Source organism: Streptomyces sp. Pv4-95, from assembly GCF_045782725.1.
Taxonomy (GTDB): Bacteria; Actinomycetota; Actinomycetes; order Streptomycetales; family Streptomycetaceae; genus Streptomyces.
In genome coordinates this window covers 5404531-5421099 of the sequence record NZ_CP127172.1, presented here as the reverse complement: position 1 = coordinate 5421099, position 16569 = coordinate 5404531, and the positions used below count along the sequence as shown (strand labels likewise).

The window sequence follows — 16569 nt, the reverse complement described above, 5'->3', positions numbered from 1 at the left end:
GAGGTGCGCAGAGATGACCGACCGGAGGCTCTGGTCGTACAAGGAGATCGCCGCACATATCCAGGTGCAGCCGGACACCGTGCGCTCGTACCGCAAGCACGGTCTGTTGCCGGAGCCGGACCTGGTGGAGGGCGGCAAGCCGTTCTGGTTCGCCGACACCGTCAGAGCCTGGGTGGAGCGCAGGCCCGGTCATCGTGGCCGGCGGGACCGGGCCGACTGATCGGCCGTACCGCCCACCGTCCCCGGGTCCGCAGGACTCGGTCACCGGCCCCGCGCCTCCCCGGCGTGGGGCCGACGTGCGCCGGGAGCGCGGCAGGCCCTTCGCCCCTCCCCCACCTCCTCCCCCTTCGAAAGGACATCGCGGAATGAAGATCGGTCTGATCGGCACCGGGCGCATCGGCGCGTTCCACGCCCGGACGCTGCGCAGCGTCCCTGGCGTCACCGACCTGCTGGTCGCTGATGCCGATACCGCCCGGGCCGCGGCGCTCGCGGAGAGCCTGGGTGTTCGGGCCGCCGGGAGCATCGAGGAGCTGTACGCGGAGGGCCCGGACGGTGTGGTGATCACCGCGGCGACCAGTGCGCACGCGCCGCTGATCCACCAGGCGTTGGATGCCGGGGTCCCGGTTTTCTGCGAGAAGCCGGTCGCCCTGGATGTCGCGGGGACCGTCGGTGTGGTGGAGCGGGCGCGGGCCGGGACGGTGCCGGTGCAGATCGGCTTCCAGCGGCGCTTCGACGCCGGCTATCGCGCGGCCCGCGAGGCGCTGCGCTCCGGCGAACTGGGCCGGCTGCACACCTTGCGTGCCTGTACCAGCGACCGGACGCCGCCGCCCGCCGAGTACATTCCCACCTCCGGCGGCCTGTTCCGCGACTGCAGCATCCACGACTTCGACATCATGCGCTGGCTGACCGGCCGCGAGGTGGTCTCGGTCTACGCCCAGGGGGCCAATGGCGGGGCGGCCTTCTTCGCCGAGGGCGGTGACGTCGATACCTGTGCGGCACTGTTGCGCTTCGATGACGACACCTTGGCCACGGTTACCGCGACCCGCTACAACGGCGCGGGCCATGACGTCCGCCTGGAGGTCTGCGGTTCGCGGAGTGCCCGCGTGGTCGGCCTGGACGACCGGGCGCCGCTGCCGTCGGCCGAGGCTTCGCTGTCCTGGCAGCAGGAGGCGCCGTACGCCACGTTCATGGAGCGTTTCCAGGCCGCGTATGTCGCGGAGTTGGGCGTGTTCACCGAGGTGGCCGGGGGGCGAACGCCGAATCCCTGCCCTCCGGGTGAGGCGCTGGAGGCGCTGTATGTCGCGGAGGCGTGTGAGCGCTCGCGGCGGACCGGTGAAGCCGTCGCCGTGGCGGACGTACGTGCCGACGGGGGCGCCGGGGGTGGCGGCACGGCAGGCGCGGCCACCGGGGTGTGACCGGTTCCGGTGGCGCGGCGGGCGCGGTGGCCGGCCGGTGTCCGCGCCCGCCCGGCGGCAGGCAATTCAGCGGGCGGCGGGGGCGGCCGACGCGGGGGCGGCCGGGCGGTAGTGGTCGAATTGGGTCACGCCGTGGTAGCCGTAGCTTTCGGGGTGCAGTTCGTGCAGGGCGACGCCCGATCGGGGAAGCGGGCCGAGGACGTGCGACAGGAGTTCGTCGGCGTCGGCGATGAAGGCCGCCTTCTGCGCGGCGCTGTTGGTGCCCGCGGTGATGCTCGCCTCGATGTGTGCGTCGCGGCCGCTCGTCAGGGGCTTGCCGCCGATGAAGTAGCTGTCGGCGGGGACGAGGTCGATGTGGACGATGGTTCGTGCGGCGGACTTGTGCAGGGCCGAGACCGCGAGCCGGGTCAGGCCCTCCGCGAGGGTGCGGCGGATGTCGGCCGGGAGGTGGGGGTCGGGGATGGTGACGCGGATGTGCGGCATGGCTCTCCTCGGTGGGGTGTTCGGCGTGGCTGCGCCGGAGTCGGCGGCACCGGGCAAGCGTCGCGTGCCATGGCACGATGGATCCAACGCATACATGTCATCGCTCCATGAGGCCGCCGCATGACCGTGAATCTCCCGCAGTTGAGGGCCTTTCTCGCCGTCGTCGACGCGGGTGGGTTCAGCGCGGCCGCCGCGGAACTGGGGATGAGCCAGTCGGCGGTGTCGCACGCCGTCGCGTCCCTTGAACGTGAGCTGTCCGCCCCGTTGTTGGTGCGTGCCGCCCCGGTGCGGGCCACCGAGCTCGGTGCGCGGATCCTGCCGCATGCCCGTGTCGCGGTGTCGGCGGCCCGGTCCGTGGAGCGGGTCGCGGCCGATGCCACCGCGACGATGACCGGCAATGTGCTGCTGGCCGCCACGCCGACGGTCTCCCAGGGCCTGGTGCCCGGTCTGCTGCGGCACTGGCGTGAGGGCCTGTCGGGGGTCACGGTCCGGACTTTCGAGGGGGACAGCGCCGAGGTGTCGGCCTGGCTGGAGAACGGGACGGCCGATGCCGCGATCCTGATCGACCCGCCGTCCGGGTGCGGCGTGCAGCTCGCCGTCGACTGCTACCGGGCGTTGCTGCCGCGGGATCATCCCCTGGCGGACGAGCCGTTCGTCGCACTCGGCGATCTGGAGGACGACGCGTTCCTGATTTCCCCCAACGCCTGCGAAGCCCGCATCCGTACGATTCACGACCTGGCCGGTCTGCGTTTCGCCCCCACGCACCGGGTGCGGGATCTGGTGACGTTGATCAGCATGGTGCAGGCCGGTATCGGGGTGACGATCCTGTCCGAGGTGTCCCGTTCGCTGATTCCCTCCGACCTGGTTCTGGTGCCGCTGCGGCCGCACACTTCGCGTCGCCTCGTCATGGCCGGTCCGCACGGCCGCCCGTGGCACCCGGCGGTCCGTACGTTGGCGGAGTCGGCGGCAGGGCATCTGGCCCGCGCCGCTTCCCCGTCGTTCAGCGATGTGCCGTCGTTGAGCGGTTTTCCGCCCGGGTGACGGCCCTCGCCGCCCGCAGCCGTCGGGTGGTGAGCGCTTCCCTCGCCTCCCCTGGGCACTCGATGGGAATCGCATGGGCTCTCAGTGGCGGGCTGCGACCCGTCCGCGACGCGGTGGCCCTACCCGCGGCGGTGGCCTCCGCCGCAGGGGGCCGGGGGTGCGGGGGTGGCGCCGGGCGGCCGGGGTTGGGTCCGCGGCGGTGTGGGGGCCTGCTGTGCGGCCCGGTGGCCTGGTTCCTCCGGGCTGTCGCCGGGTTCCTCCCCCGCTTCCTCGTCCTTGGGCGGCGAGCCGCTCGCGGCCGTCCGGGTTCCGGCGGGCCGTCGGCGCCGGGAGCGGCGGCGGGCGGTGCGTTGCACCGTGGTTGCCACCGCGGCGATGGCGAGGGAGACGCCGACTCCGATGCCCGCCGCGACGAACGGGTTGCCCGCGGCGGCGCTGCCGAGGTAGCCGAGGCCCACCGAGTACGTCGCCCATATCGCCTCGGCGATGCCGGCGCCGAGGGCGAACCTGCGCAGCGGGTAGTGGAGGATTCCCGAGGTGAGGGCGCCGGCGATCCGCCCGCTCGGGAGGAACCGCACGCCGATGAGGAAGGGCAGCCCGTAGCGCTCGATGTGCTGCGTGGTTCGCTCCAGCAGGGCCCGGCGGTGGTCCTCGCGCCGCAGCCAGGAGCGTACGGGTCCGCCGAAGCGTCGCGCGGCGAGGTACATCAGGAGGTCTCCCAGCAGGGCGCTGCCCGCGACGACCAGGAGGATCAGTGGGAGGTGGGCGTCTCCCCGGGAGGCGAGGACGCCGGCGGTGACGAGCAGGGCGGAGTTGGGTACCAGCGGCGGCAGCGTGGTGAGCGCCAGCAGGCCGTAGGCGAGTACGTCCATCCGGCCGCCTCCTCGGATCCGCCCCGAGCCCGTACCCCAAGGCTGACGCGTGGGGGGAGGTACGGCAACGCGTGCCGGGCCGGTGGTCGTGCGGTGAACTCGGTGCGGTCGTGGACTCCGTACGGCCGGGCGCTCCCAGAGTTGGATCGATACCCCCTAGGGGTATACAGTGCGACTGTCGGGAGTCATCGTCCTCAGTGGTGGCCCTGCGCGGCTCTTCGGCTCTCAACGCAACACATCGGCACTTCGACACGATCAGGAGAACCCCCATGACCGAGAACGGCTCCTGCTGCACCCCTGAAGGCTCCTCCGGCGTCGACGTCCGGGCCGGCGAGGTGACCACGACCTACCGGGTCACGGGCATGACCTGCGGCCACTGCGAAGGCGCGGTGCGGTCCGAGATCTCCGAGATCGCGGGCGTCAGCTCGGTGCAGGCGGCCGCGGACACCGGGGTGGTCACGGTCACCTCCAAGGCCCCGCTCGACGACGAGGCCGTGCGCGCGGCGGTGGACGAGGCCGGGTACGAACTCGCGGGCCGGGCCTGACCTCACCGACCCGCGACCGTCGCGGCGCCGCGAGGGCACGCACCTTCACGGTTGCCCATTGCCCGCGATCGCGGATTTTCACATAGGCCACACAACCGACACAACACCCATACGCAAGGGCCGCGATCTTCAAATCGCGGCCCTTGACCGTATTAGGCCCCATATGGCAAGAGACCCAGATCACACTCATCCGAACGTAACCATTGAGGGGGGTCGTGAGTCTAACCGGGCAGTGCAGGCACCCCGGCGGGGCTTGCACTGCACAAGCCGTGCTGATCTTGGGGGATCGTGCCCGGCTACGCGTGGCCGGGGCGACGCGCCCGGGGAGCTTTGAGCGGCCCTCCCGAATGTGCGCGTCCCGGCAGATCGCGGTGCAACCCGAGAACGCCCGGACGGATCCCGTGGGGGGAATCCGACCCGGGACACGGGAAGCGCCCCGCACTCCGGACCCGTGGGGGGATCTGGAGGCGGGGCGCTTTTCTTCTGCCCGGTACGACGCCCGGACGGCTTCGGCCCCCGCCTCCGTCGGAGGCGGGGGCCGAAGCCGTTGCCGATGGGGTGCGGCGTCTGCCGTCAGCGCTGCTCGACGGGGACGAAGTCACGCTCGACGACACCGGTGTAGATCTGGCGCGGGCGGCCGATGCGGGAGCCGGGCTCCTTGATCATCTCGTGCCACTGGGCGATCCAGCCGGGCAGCCGGCCGAGCGCGAAGAGCACGGTGAACATCTCGGTCGGGAAGCCCATGGCCCGGTAGATCAGGCCGGTGTAGAAGTCGACGTTGGGGTAGAGCTTGCGCTCGACGAAGTAGTCGTCGGAGAGCGCGTGCTCCTCCAGCTTCAGGGCGATGTCCAGCAGCTCGTCGGACTTGCCGAGCGCCGAGAGGACGTCGTGCGCCGCCGCCTTGATGATCTTCGCCCGGGGGTCGAAGTTCTTGTAGACGCGGTGCCCGAAGCCCATGAGCTTCACGCCGTCTTCCTTGTTCTTCACCTTGCGGATGAAGGTGTCGACGTCGCCGCCGTCGCGCCGGATGCCTTCCAGCATCTCCAGCACGGACTGGTTGGCACCGCCGTGCAGGGGGCCCCACAGGGCGTTGATGCCGGCCGAGATCGAGGCGAAGAGGTTCGCCTGCGAGGAGCCGACCAGGCGCACGGTGGAGGTCGAGCAGTTCTGCTCGTGGTCGGCGTGCAGGATCAGCAGCTTGTCGAGGGCGTTGACGACGACGGGGTCGAGGTCGTAGTCCGCGGCGGGCACCGAGAAGGTCATGCGCAGGAAGTTCTCGACGTACCCGAGGTCGTTGCTCGGGTAGACGACCGGGTGGCCGACCGACTTCTTGTAGGCGTAGGCCGCGATCGTCGGAAGCTTGGCCAGCAGTCGGATGCTGGAGATGTAGCGCTGCTCTTCGTCGAACGGGTTGTGGCTGTCCTGGTAGAAGGTGGACAGCGCGCTGACGACCGAGGACAGCATCGCCATCGGGTGCGCGTCACGCGGGAAGCCGTCGTAGAAGCGCTTGACGTCCTCGTGGAGCAGCGTGTGGTACGTGATGTCCTGCTTGAACGAGGACAGCTCATCGACGGTGGGCAGCTCACCGTTGATCAGCAGATACGCGGTCTCGATGAACGTGCTGCGCTCTGCGAGCTGCTCGATCGGGTAGCCGCGATAGCGGAGAATGCCCGCCTCACCATCGAGATAGGTGACAGCGGATTTATACGCAGCGGTGTTGCCGTAACCGGAATCCAGGGTCACCAGACCGGTCTGTGCGCGCAGCTTCGAGATGTCGAAGCCCTTGTCGCCGACGCTGCTGTCGACGACCGGGTAGCTGTATTCGCCGTCCCCGTAACGCAGTACTACAGAGTTGTCGCTCACGTCATCCCTCACCGACGTTGTGCCTCTACTTCGAGGTGCCCTGACTGCCTATACCTTCCCCCATTTGGACCTTGGATGTGCACTCGGGGTCGGCCATAGGGCCTTATCGCGGCACTGAGTGCCGCCTGAGTGCCCATCCTGCTCCCCTTCGCCCCGATTGGGAAAGAGGCGGCACATCACAACACTCCGCCGAGCCGGTGATCGAGCGCCGTACGGCGCCGACCGGCGGATACGGTGCGCACCGCCTGCCCCAGAGCCTTTCGGGAGCCGACGAGCACCACCAGTCTTTTTGCCCGGGTCACGGCGGTATACAGCAAATTGCGCTGCAACATCATCCAGGCGCCGGTGGTGACCGGAATCACCACCGCCGGATACTCACTACCCTGCGAGCGGTGAATCGTCACGGCATAGGCGTGTGCGAGTTCGTCGAGTTCGTCGAAGTCGTAGGGAACCTCTTCGTCCTCGTCGGTGAGCACCGTCAGCCGCTGCTCGTCGGCGTCCAGGGCGGTCACCACGCCGACGGTGCCGTTGAAGACGCCGTTGCGGCCTTTTTCGTAGTTGTTCCTGATCTGGGTGACCTTGTCACCCACGCGGAAGACCCGGCCCCCGAAGCGGCGCTCCGGCAGATCGGGGCGGGCGGGGGTAACGGCCTGCTGGAGCAGGCCGTTCAGGGCGCCGGCTCCGGCCGGGCCGCGGTGCATGGGGGCCAGGACCTGGACGTCCCGGCGCGGGTCGAGGCCGAACTTCGCCGGGATCCGGCGGGCCGCCACATCGACCGTCAGGCGTCCCGCCTCCTCGGTGTCCTCCTCGGCGAACAGGAAGAAGTCCGCCAGCCCGGTCGTCAGCGGGGGCCGGCCGGCATTGATGCGGTGGGCGTTGGTGACCACGCCGGACTGCTGGGCCTGCCGGAAGATGCGGGTCAGCCGGACGGCCGGCACGGGCCCGCCCGTCACCCGGCCTGCGCTGTCGGACGCGCTGTGCGCGGCTCCTGACCCGGCCAGCAGATCGCGCAGCACCTCGCCGGCGCCTACCGAGGGCAGCTGGTCGACGTCGCCGACCAGCAGCAGGTGGGCGCCCGGCGGTACGGCCTTGATGAGCTTGTTGGCCAGCAGTAGATCGAGCATCGACGCCTCGTCGACCACCACCAGGTCGGCGTCCAGGGGGCGGTCGGCGTCGTACGCGGCGTCCCCGCCGGGCTTGAGTTCCAGCAGGCGGTGGACGGTGGAGGCGTCCGTCCCGGTCAGTTCGGAGAGCCGCTTGGCCGCCCGGCCGGTGGGCGCGGCGAGCACCACCTTGGCCTTCTTGGCGCGCGCCAGTTCGACGACGGAGCGGACGGTGAAGGACTTGCCGCAGCCCGGCCCGCCGGTGAGCACCGCGACCTTCTGTGTCAGCGCCAGCCGCACCGCCGCCTGCTGCTCCGGAGCCAGCTCGGCGCCGGTGCGCCGGGCGAGCCAGGCCAGCGCCCGGTCCCAGGCGACGTCCTGGAACGCGGGCATCCGGTCCTGGTCGGTGCGCAGCAGCCGCAGCAGCCGGCCGGCCAGGGAGATCTCGGCGCGGTGGAAGGGCACGAGGTAGACGGCGGTGAGGGGCGCGCCGCCCTCCCCGCCGGGCACCGTCTCGCGGACCACGCCCTCGGGGTCGGCGGCCAGTTCGCCCAGGCAGTCGATGACCAGGCCGGTGTCGACCTGGAGCAACTTCACGGCGTCGGCGATGAGTTGTTCCTCCGGGAGGAAGCAGTGCCCCTGGTCGGTCGACTGGGAGAGGGCGTACTGGAGGCCCGCCTTGACGCGGTCGGGGCTGTCGTGCGGGATGCCGACGGAGCGGGCGATGCGGTCGGCGGTCAGGAAGCCGATGCCCCAGACGTCCGAGGCGAGGCGGAAGGGCTGGTTGCGGACGACGGAGATGGCGGCGTCGCCGTACTTCTTGTAGATGCGCACGGCGAGGGAGGTCGAGACGCCGACGCCCTGGAGGAAGACCATCACCTCCTTGATGGCTTTCTGCTCCTCCCAGGCCGCGCCGATCATCTTGGTGCGCTTGGGGCCCAGACCCGGCACCTCGACCAGCCGTGCGGGCTGCTGCTCGATGACGTCGAGGGTGTCGGTGCCGAAGTGCTCCACGATGCGGTCGGCGATCCGCGGGCCGATGCCCTTGATGAGGCCGGAGCCCAGATAGCGGCGGATGCCCTGGATGGTGGCGGGCAGCACGGTGGTGTAGTTCTCGACGGTGAACTGCTTGCCGTACTGAGGGTGGGAGCCCCAGCGGCCCTCCATGCGGAGCGATTCGCCGGGCTGCGCGCCGAGCAGTGCCCCGACGACGGTGAGGAGGTCGCCGGCGCCGCGGCCGGTGTCGACCCTGGCGACGGTGTAGCCGCTCTCGTCGTTGGCGTAGGTGATCCGCTCCAGGACCCCTTCCACCACCGCTGCGTTGACCATGTCCCGACGGTACCGCCGGGGTCCGACAGCGCGTCCCGCGTCCGCCGCCGGGTGCGGGTGTCCCGGCCGTCATCGAGGGGCCCGTCCGATGGCCGGGCCCCTCGATTCCCCCTCCGTGTCAGCCCCCGGATCCCCCCGGATCCCTCCCCTTCACGAGACCGACGCCAGCTATGACTTCCGTGCACCGCCAACGGTTGTGCGTATCCGGTGAGTTATTTTCCGGTCACCGCCAGGTACGGCTCGCGGGAGGGCGGTCAGCCGACGTGCGCGCCGAACCGCGCGACGATCTCGGCCACGACCTGCGCCCCGTCCCGCGCCCAGAGCGCCGGGTTGAAGATCTCCACCTCGATGGGGCCGCGGTAGCCGGTCGCGTCGACCTGTTCGCGGAACCAGCGCAGGTCCACCGATCCGTCGCCGAGCTGGCCGCGTCCCAGCAGGACGCCCTCGGGCAGCGGCGTGATCCAGTCGGCGAGCTGGAACGCGGCGATCCGCGAGCCGTCCCGGCCTGGGCCGCGCCCGCCTCCGGCGCGGGCGATCTGCTCGCCGACGGTGTCGTCCCACCACAGGTGGTAGGTGTCCACGACGACCCCCACCTGTTCGGCGGGGAAGCGTTCGGCGAGCGCGAGCGCCTGGGTGAGCGTGGAGACCACGCAGCGGTCCGCTGCGTACATGGGGTGCAGCGGTTCGATCGCCAGCCGTACGCCCCGCTCCGCGGCGTACGGCGCCAGTTCGGCCAGCGCGTCCGCGATCCGCTCCCGGGCGCCGTGCAGATCGCGGCTGCCGGCCGGCAGGCCGCCGGAGACCAGCACGAGGGTGTCGGTCCCCAGGGTGGCGGCCTCGTCGACGGCGGCCCGGTTGTCGTCCAGGGCGGCGGCCCGCGCGGCCGGTTCCGGGTCGGTGAGGAATCCGCCGCGGCACAGGCTGGTGACCGTCAGTCCGGCGTCCCGGACGAGCCGGGCGGCCTCGGTCACGCCGTAGTCCTGTACCGGCGCCCGCCACAGTCCCACGCCGCGCAGTCCCGCGCGTGCGCAGCCGTCCGCCAGCTCCGGCAGCGACCACTGTTTGACGGTCTCCTGGTTGATGCTCAGGCGGTCCAGCAGCGCCTGCCCCGCGGCGGTGTGCGGTTCGTGGCCGGTCATGCGTCCTCCATCCCGTGGAGGGCGAGCAGGGTGCGCATCCGGGCGGCGGCGAGGTCCGGGTCGGGGAACAGGCCGAGTCCTGCCGCCAGTTCGTGGGCGCGGCGCAGGTGCGGCAGCGAGCGGGCGGACTGGAGGCCGCCGACCATGGTGAAGTGCGACTGGTGGCCGGCGAGCCAGGCGAGCAGGACGACGCCGGTCTTGTAGAAGCGGGTGGGTGCCCGGAAGAGGTGCCGGGAGAGGGCGACGGTCGGGTCGAGGGCGGCCCGGAAGTCGGCGGTGGCTCCGGGGCGTTCGGTGTCCAGCAGGCGCACCGCGGCGGCGGCCAGTGGCGCCAGCGGGTCGAAGACGCCCAGCAGGGCGTGGCTGAAGCCCTGGTCGTCGCCGGCGATCAGTTCCGGGTAGTGGAAGTCGTCGCCGGTGTAGCAGCGCACGCCCGCGGGCAGCCGGCGGCGCAGCGCCACCTCCCGGCCGGCGTCGAGCAGTGAGACCTTGACGCCGTCGACCGTGCCGGGGTGGTCGGCGATGATGTCGAGGAAGGTGTCGGTGGCGGTGTCGAGGTCGGCGCTTCCCCAGTAGCCCTCGAGTGCCGGGTCGAACATCGGGCCGAGCCAGTGCAGGATCACCGGGCGGCGGGCCTGGCGCAGCAGGTGGCCGTAGAGCTCCCGGTAGTCGGCGGGTCCGCGGGCGGCCGCGGCGAGTTGCCGGGAGGCCATCAGGATCGGTTGGCCGCCGACGTCCTCGACGAGCCCGAGCTGTTCCTCGTAGGCGCCGCGGATGTCCGCCAGGGCGGCTTTTCCCGGGGGGAGTTGGTCGGTGCCGACGCCGCAGGCCAGCGGGCCGCCGACGGCTCGTGCCTCGGCGGCGGAGCGGCGGATCAGTTCGGCGGCGGCCGGCCAGTCCAGGCCCATCCCGCGCTGTGCGGTGTCCATGGCCTCGGCGACGCCCAGGCCGTGGGACCACAGGTGGCGGCGGAAGGCGAGGGTGGCGTCCCAGTCGAGGGCGGCGGGGCCGTCGGGGGTGGTGTCGGCCTGCGGGTCGGCGACGACGTGGGCGGCGGCGAAGACGGTGCGGGAGGCGGGCGGCGGGTATCCGCCCGGGAGGGGCCCGGCCGGGTGCGGGCCTGCTGCGGTGCGGCCGGGTGCGGTCACAGCGTCAGCTCCGGCACGTCCAGGCGGCGGCCCTGCGTCGAGGAGCGCAGGCCGAGTTCGGCGAGCTGGACACCGCGGGCGCCCGCGGTGAGGTCCCAGCGCCAGGGTTCGTCGCGGACGACGTGCCGCAGGAACAGCTCCCACTGGGCCTTGAAGCCGTTGTCGAAGTCGTCGTTGTCGGGCACCTCCTGCCACTGCGCCCGGAACGGTTCGGACGCCGGGATGTCGGGGTTCCAGACCGGTTTGGGGGTGCCGGCGCGGTGCTGGACGCGGCAGCCGCGCAGCCCGGCGACGGCGGAGCCCTCGGTTCCGTCCACCTGGAACTCCACGAGTTCGTCGCGGTGCACGCGGACCGCCCAGGAGGAGTTGATCTGCGCGACGATGCCGCCGGCCAGCTCGAAGATGCCGTAGGCGGCGTCGTCCGCGGTGGCGTCGTAGCCGGCGCCCGACTCGTCCCAGCGGTGCGGGATGTGCGTGGTGATGTGCGCCTGGACGGTCCTGACCGGGCCGAACAGCTCGTGCAGGACGTACTCCCAGTGCGGGAACATGTCGGCGGCGATGCCGCCGCCGTCCTCGGCGCGGTAGTTCCAGGAGGGGCGCTGGGCCTTCTGCCAGTCGCCCTCGAAGACCCAGTAGCCGAACTCGCCGCGCACCGACAGGATGCGGCCGAAGAATCCGCCCTCGACGAGGCGGCGGAGCTTGCGCAGTCCGGGCAGGAAGAGCTTGTCCTGGACGACTCCGTGCTTGACGCCGGCGTCCCGGGCGAGGCGGGCCAGGTCCAGGGCGCCGGCCAGGTCGCTCGCGGTGGGCTTCTCGACGTACAGGTGCTTTCCGGCCGCAATCGCTTTCTTCACGGCCTCCTCGCGGGCGGCGGTGACTTGGGCGTCGAAGTAGATGTCGATGCCGTCGTCGGACAGCACGGAGTCGAGGTCGGTGCTCCAGCGGTCCAGGCCGTGGCGCTCGGCGATGGCCCGGAGCCGGTGCTCGGCGCGGCCGACGAGCACCGGCTCGGGCCAGATCACCGTCCCGTCCCCCAGGTCGAGTCCGCCCTGTTGGCGCAGGGCGAGGATGGAGCGGACCAGGTGCTGGCGGTATCCCATGCGTCCGGTCACGCCGTTCATGGCGATGCGTACGGTCGTGCGTGTCACGGCCGGGCCCCCTCTTCGCTGCCGGCTGCCGCCGGTCGGGTCGTGTGGTCGCCGACGGTCGTCGTCGGCGTGTGCGGCTGGTGCGCGCCCCGAATAGTAAGCGCTTTCTATCGCAAGAGAAGCTAGCCTGCGCTCAGGACACGGACAAGAGGTGGGACATGAAGAACACGAGGGGCGCCGGAAGCGCCGGGGCCCTGCGGAGCGCGCCGTGGGGGTGACGCTGGCGGATGTGGCGGCGCGGGCGCGGGTGTCGGCGGCGACCGTCTCGCGCGTGCTCAGCGGCAACTACCCGGTCGCCGAGAGCACGCGCAGCCGGGTGCTGCGTGCCGTCGAGGAGCTGGAGTACGTGGTCAACGGTCCGGCCAGCGCGCTCGCCGCGGCCAGTTCCGACCTGATCGGCATCCTCGTCAACGACATGGCCGACCCGTTCTTCGGGATCATCGCCGGCGCCGTCCAGACGGAGCTGGGCGGCGCCGGGCCCGGCGGCGAGAAGCTGGCCGTGGTGTGCAGCACGGGCGGCTCCCCCGAGCGCGAACTGACCTACCTCACGCTGCTCCAGCGGCAGCGGGCGGCGGCCGTCGTCCTGACGGGCAGCGCCTCGGAGGACAGCGCGCACGCGCGGGCACTGGAGGCCAAGCTGGCGCGGCTGTCCGGCGCCGGCACCCGGGTCGTGCTGTGCGGACGGCCGGCGGTCGGCGGGCCGGGCCCCGACGCCGCCGCGCCCTTCACCACGCTCACGTTCGACAACCGGGGCGGAGCCGAGCAGCTGACCGCCTACCTCGCCGGGCTCGGGCACGTCCGTATCGGCTGCGTCGCCGGGCCGGCCGGCCGCACCACCACGGGCGAGCGCCTGGCCGGCCACCGCGCCGCGCTCGCCGCGCACGGCATCGAGGACGATCCGCGGCGCACCGTGCAGGGCGCCTACGACCGCGCGTCGGGCTACGACGCGGCCGTCGAACTGCTGCGCCGCGACGGGGCCCTGACGGCGATCGTGGCGGCCAACGACACCGCCGCGCTGGGCGTCTGCGCGGCGCTGCGGGACCGGGGGCTGCGGATCCCGCAGGACGTGTCCGTCGCCGGCTTCGACGACCTCCCGTTCAGCGTGGACACCGCGCCCGCCCTGACGACCGTCCGGCTGCCGCTCCAGGAGGCCGGGGCGCGGGCCGGGCGGCTGGCGACGGGGCGGGAGGAGCCGCCGCCGGGCGGAGTGGCGGCCCTGCGCGCGGAATTGCTGGTACGCCGGTCGACGGCGGTCCCGCACACCTGATGACCGGGCGGGGGCACGGGTACCGGATGCGTGCGGGCTGCGTAGGCCGGATCGGCGGGACGGGGCGCCCCGGGCCACGGTCCCGGCCGGTGGCCTCCTCCGGCGCCCCCGGCCGGGGAGCGTTCACCGGCGCGCCGGACCGGAGCGGCCGCCGGGGCAGCGCACCATGGACCGGCCGGGCCCGTGGACCGGCGCCCGGCCCCGTCGCGGGACGGGCATGGACGGCGGGATCGCGGGCACGAACGACGGCACGGCGAGCTACGGCACAGGAGGCGGCATGGCAAGCGGCAGGGACGACACCAGGAGCGCGGTGCGGTTCGCGTTCTCGACCCTGGGGGTGCCCGGTATGCCGCTGCCGGACGTGCTGCGGCTGGCGAACGACGCCGGGTACCAGGGCGTGGAACTGCGCGCCCACCCCGAGGAGCCGGTGCACCCGCTGCTCGGGATGCGCGAGCGGGCCGCCGTGCGCGAGCAGTTCGCCGACGCGGGGGTGCAGGTTCTGGCGCTCGCCGGATACGAGCAGGTCGCGGCCGCCGCCCAGGGCGAGGCGGACGAGGAGAAGCTGGCCAACGAACTGACCGAACTGGTGCTGCTCGCCGCCGATCTGGGGGCGCCGTTCGTACGGGTCTTCCCCGGTGCCGGTGACCGTCCGGCCGCCGAGGCGGAGGCCGACGCGGCGCGTCGGCTGGGTGCGGTGGCGCCGCTCGCCGCCGACCGGGGCGTCCGGGTCCTGCTGGAGACCCATGACTCGCACCGCACGGGCGCGGACGCCGCGCGCATCCTGGGGCCCGTGGGCCACGGCAGCATCGGAGCGCTGTGGGATGTGCTGCACAGCTGGCTCGGCGGCGAGGACCCCGTCGACACGCACGCCGCACTCGCCCCCCACCTGGGCTACATCCAGGTCAAGGACGTCGCGTCGGCCGACGACACCACGCCGCTGCCGCTCGGTGCGGGCCGGCTGCCGCTGGAGTCGGTGCTGGCCACTCTCGGCGAGGGCCCGGCGGGCGCGGACGGCCAGGAGACCGGCAGCTGGCTCTGCTGGGAGTACGAGAAGCGCTGGTACCCCGAGGCGCAGGACCTCGCTCCCCTGCTGGCGCCCGGCCGCGCCCACCTCCAGCGCCTGCTGGACGCGCGGCCCGTCTCCTGAAGGGACCGGGCGCCGGTGGCGGCCCGCGCCGGGGCCCGGGGACGGCCGACGGCCCCTCACACAGCCCTGGCCGCACCGCAATACCTGAGCGCCACCACGTCCCCAGTCATTGACCGGCAATAGTTTTCCGGCTATCCGTGTCTCCTTGGAAGTTTCCTTCATTCAGCCGAGGAAGCCCTCCGAAAGGAGCGCACATGCACTCCAGACGTACCGTCCTGACCACCGCGGCCGCCGCGGCCGCCGCCTGCGCCGCGGGCGCCGGCCCCGCACACGCCGCCGGGCTCCCCGCCGGGAGCCGGGCGCCCTCCCCTCCCACCGCCGCCACCCGTGCCAAGCTGCGCCGTCTCATCTCCCGTATGACGCCGGAGGAGAAGGTCGGCCAGCTCTTCGTGATGCGGGTCTTCGGGCATTCCGCCACCGACCCCGACCCCGCCGACGTCGCGTCCAACCAGAAGGAGCTCGGCGTCGCCAACGCCGCCGAGCTGATCGCCAAGTACCACGTCGGCGGCATCATCTACTTCGGCTGGGCGCACAACACCCGCGATCCGCACCAGATCGCCGATCTGTCCAACGGCATCCAGAAGGCCGCCACCGCCCAGCGCGTCCCCGTCCCGCTGCTGATCTCCACGGACCAGGAACACGGCATCGTGGCCCGCATAGGAGCACCCGCCACCCTCTTCCCGGGGGCGATGGCGCTCGGCGCGTCCGGCTCCCGCGAGGACGCCGGCAAGGCGGCCCGGATCGCGGGCGAGGAACTCTTCGCGATGGGCATCCGGCAGGACTACGCCCCGGACGCGGACGTCAACGTCAACGCGGCGAACCCGGTCATCGGGGTGCGCTCCTTCGGCGCCGACCCGCAGGCGGTGGCCCGGATGGTCGCCGCCGAGGTGAAGGGGTATCAGGCCGGCGGCGTCGCGGCCTGCGCCAAGCACTTCCCCGGGCACGGCGACACCGACACCGACAGCCACGTCGGGCTGCCGTACATCCACCACACCGCCGAGGAGTGGGAGCGGCTGGACGCGCCGCCCTTCACCGCGGCGATCGCCGCCGGCATCGATTCGATCATGACGGCGCACATCGTCGTGCCCGCCTTCGACCCCAGCGAGGACCCCGCCACCCTCTCCCGGCCGATCCTCACCGGCATCCTGCGCGAACGCCTCGGCTACGACGGTGTGGTGGTGACGGATTCACTGGGCATGGAAGGCGTACGGGTGAAATACGGCGACGCCCGGGTGCCGGTCCTCGCCCTCAAGGCGGGCGTCGACCAGCTGCTCAACCCCCCGGATCTGGCCGTCGCGCACGGCGCGGTCCTCAAGGCCCTCCAGGACGGTGAGCTGACCGAGCGTGAGCTCGACGTCAAGCTGCTGCGCATCCTGCTGCTCAAGGAGAAGCGCGGGCTGTTCGCCGACCCGTACACCACCCACGCGGCGGTGGACCGGGTGGTCGGCACCCGCAGCCACCTCACCACCGCGGACCGGATCGCGGACCGCACCACCACCCTGCTGCGCAACGAGGGCGGGGTGCTGCCGCTGTCCCGTCGGCGGGAGCGCTCGGTGCTGGTGGTGGGGGCCGACGCCGCCGCGCCGTCCGGCACCGGCGGCCCGCCCACGAAGGTCCTGGCGACGGCCCTGACCGAGCTGGGCTTCACGGCCACCGCCCTGCCCACCGGCATGACGCCGACGCAGGCGCAGATCGACGAGGCGGTGGCGGCGCTGGGCGAGCGGGACGCGGTGGTGGTGGCGACCTACAACGTCACCGCCGCGTCGTCCCAGCGGCAGCTGGTCTCCGCGCTGCTGGACACCGGGAAACCGGTGGTGCAGCTGGCCGTCCGCAATCCGTACGACATCGCCCAGCTCGCCGGCGTCAAGGCGGGGCTGGCGAGCTACTCCTGGACGGATGTGGAGCTGCGGGCCGCGGCCCGGGTGATCGCCGGGCGGACTAAGCCGGGTGGGAAGCTGCCCGTGCCGGTGATGCGCGCCGACGCCCCGACGACCGCCCTCTACCCGATGGGACACGGGCTGACGTACTGACGTGCCGAACGCGGCGCGCTCCCTGCCTCGGCGAGGCGA

The 16569-nt window shown here is 72.4% G+C and carries 14 protein-coding genes; 7 read left to right on the top strand and 7 right to left on the bottom strand.

All coding sequences use genetic code 11. From position 1 onward, the window contains the following. Nucleotides 1–13: 13 nt before the first annotated feature. Nucleotides 14–220 (top strand): helix-turn-helix transcriptional regulator, encoded by a 207-nt coding sequence (locus tag QOM21_RS23700; protein WP_407553012.1) that lies wholly within the window; start codon nt 14–16, stop codon nt 218–220. A gap of 145 nt (nt 221–365) precedes the next feature. Next, nucleotides 366–1415, top strand: a complete 1050-nt coding sequence (locus QOM21_RS23695) for a Gfo/Idh/MocA family oxidoreductase (RefSeq protein ID WP_407553010.1) — start codon at nt 366–368, stop codon at nt 1413–1415. A 66-nt stretch (nt 1416–1481) separates the two neighbouring features. Here QOM21_RS23695 and QOM21_RS23690 read toward each other — a convergent pair whose 3' ends face one another. Further along, nucleotides 1482–1898, bottom strand: a complete 417-nt coding sequence (locus QOM21_RS23690; RefSeq protein ID WP_407553008.1) for a 4-oxalocrotonate tautomerase family protein — start codon at nt 1896–1898, stop codon at nt 1482–1484. A 120-nt stretch (nt 1899–2018) separates the two neighbouring features. Between QOM21_RS23690 and QOM21_RS23685 the strand changes: the two genes are divergently transcribed. Next, nucleotides 2019–2939, top strand: a complete 921-nt coding sequence (locus QOM21_RS23685) for a LysR family transcriptional regulator (RefSeq protein ID WP_407553006.1) — start codon at nt 2019–2021, stop codon at nt 2937–2939. Between the two features lie 119 nt (nt 2940–3058). On the opposite strand, the gene QOM21_RS23680 is transcribed toward QOM21_RS23685, so the two are convergent. Then, on the bottom strand, nt 3059–3811 hold the full coding sequence (locus QOM21_RS23680; protein ID WP_407553005.1) for a DedA family protein: 753 nt from the start codon (nt 3809–3811) through the stop codon (nt 3059–3061). A gap of 269 nt (nt 3812–4080) precedes the next feature. On the opposite strand from QOM21_RS23680, the gene QOM21_RS23675 reads away from it, so the two are divergent. After that, a complete protein-coding gene (locus QOM21_RS23675) occupies nt 4081–4356 on the top strand; it encodes a heavy-metal-associated domain-containing protein (protein ID WP_407553003.1) in 276 nt (91 codons plus the stop codon). Between the two features lie 573 nt (nt 4357–4929). Here the strand turns inward: QOM21_RS23675 and QOM21_RS23670 are convergent. The 5 genes from QOM21_RS23670 to QOM21_RS23650 form a co-directional block, all read right to left on the bottom strand. Further along, complete coding sequence (locus QOM21_RS23670) at nt 4930–6219, bottom strand: citrate synthase (RefSeq protein ID WP_393895461.1); 1290 nt, start codon at nt 6217–6219, stop codon at nt 4930–4932. Between the two features lie 176 nt (nt 6220–6395). Beyond that, nucleotides 6396–8651 carry an ATP-dependent RecD-like DNA helicase gene (locus QOM21_RS23665; protein WP_407553001.1) on the bottom strand — a complete coding sequence of 752 codons (2256 nt, stop codon included), beginning with the start codon at nt 8649–8651 and terminating at the stop codon, nt 6396–6398. A gap of 254 nt (nt 8652–8905) precedes the next feature. After that, complete coding sequence (locus QOM21_RS23660; RefSeq protein WP_407553000.1) at nt 8906–9790, bottom strand: sugar phosphate isomerase/epimerase family protein; 885 nt, start codon at nt 9788–9790, stop codon at nt 8906–8908. Then, nucleotides 9787–10938 (bottom strand): dihydrodipicolinate synthase family protein, encoded by a 1152-nt coding sequence (locus tag QOM21_RS23655; protein ID WP_407552998.1) that lies wholly within the window; start codon nt 10936–10938, stop codon nt 9787–9789. The genes QOM21_RS23660 and QOM21_RS23655 overlap by 4 nt, the downstream gene beginning before the upstream one ends. After that, nucleotides 10935–12086, bottom strand: coding sequence for a Gfo/Idh/MocA family protein (locus QOM21_RS23650; protein WP_407552996.1), 1152 nt, complete (start codon nt 12084–12086; stop codon nt 10935–10937). Before QOM21_RS23650 ends, QOM21_RS23655 begins: the two co-directional genes overlap by 4 nt. A gap of 208 nt (nt 12087–12294) precedes the next feature. Between QOM21_RS23650 and QOM21_RS23645 the strand changes: the two genes are divergently transcribed. The 3 genes from QOM21_RS23645 to QOM21_RS23635 all read left to right on the top strand — a co-directional run bounded on the left by QOM21_RS23645 (nt 12295) and on the right by QOM21_RS23635 (nt 16530). Next, on the top strand, nt 12295–13353 hold the full coding sequence (locus tag QOM21_RS23645; protein WP_407552994.1) for a LacI family DNA-binding transcriptional regulator: 1059 nt from the start codon (nt 12295–12297) through the stop codon (nt 13351–13353). Between the two features lie 310 nt (nt 13354–13663). Continuing rightward, nucleotides 13664–14500, top strand: a complete 837-nt coding sequence (locus tag QOM21_RS23640; protein WP_407555775.1) for a sugar phosphate isomerase/epimerase family protein — start codon at nt 13664–13666, stop codon at nt 14498–14500. A 194-nt stretch (nt 14501–14694) separates the two neighbouring features. Beyond that, nucleotides 14695–16530, top strand: coding sequence for a glycoside hydrolase family 3 protein (locus QOM21_RS23635; protein ID WP_407552992.1), 1836 nt, complete (start codon nt 14695–14697; stop codon nt 16528–16530). The last annotated feature ends 39 nt before the right edge of the window (nt 16531–16569 follow it).

Bases quoted from the DNA above. Each gene is read 5' to 3' on its own strand.
- QOM21_RS23695 (WP_407553010.1), top strand. From the start codon at position 366: ATGAAGATCGGTCTGATCGGCACCGGGCGCATCGGCGCGTTCCACGCC.
- QOM21_RS23660 (WP_407553000.1), bottom strand. From the start codon at position 9,790: ATGACCGGCCACGAACCGCACACCGCCGCGGGGCAGGCGCTGCTGGAC.
- QOM21_RS23680 (WP_407553005.1), bottom strand. From the start codon at position 3,811: ATGGACGTACTCGCCTACGGCCTGCTGGCGCTCACCACGCTGCCGCCG.
- QOM21_RS23635 (WP_407552992.1), top strand. From the start codon at position 14,695: ATGCACTCCAGACGTACCGTCCTGACCACCGCGGCCGCCGCGGCCGCC.
- QOM21_RS23690 (WP_407553008.1), bottom strand. From the start codon at position 1,898: ATGCCGCACATCCGCGTCACCATCCCCGACCCCCACCTCCCGGCCGAC.
- QOM21_RS23665 (WP_407553001.1), bottom strand. From the start codon at position 8,651: ATGGTCAACGCAGCGGTGGTGGAAGGGGTCCTGGAGCGGATCACCTAC.
- QOM21_RS23685 (WP_407553006.1), top strand. From the start codon at position 2,019: ATGACCGTGAATCTCCCGCAGTTGAGGGCCTTTCTCGCCGTCGTCGAC.
- QOM21_RS23675 (WP_407553003.1), top strand. From the start codon at position 4,081: ATGACCGAGAACGGCTCCTGCTGCACCCCTGAAGGCTCCTCCGGCGTC.
- QOM21_RS23700 (WP_407553012.1), top strand. From the start codon at position 14: ATGACCGACCGGAGGCTCTGGTCGTACAAGGAGATCGCCGCACATATC.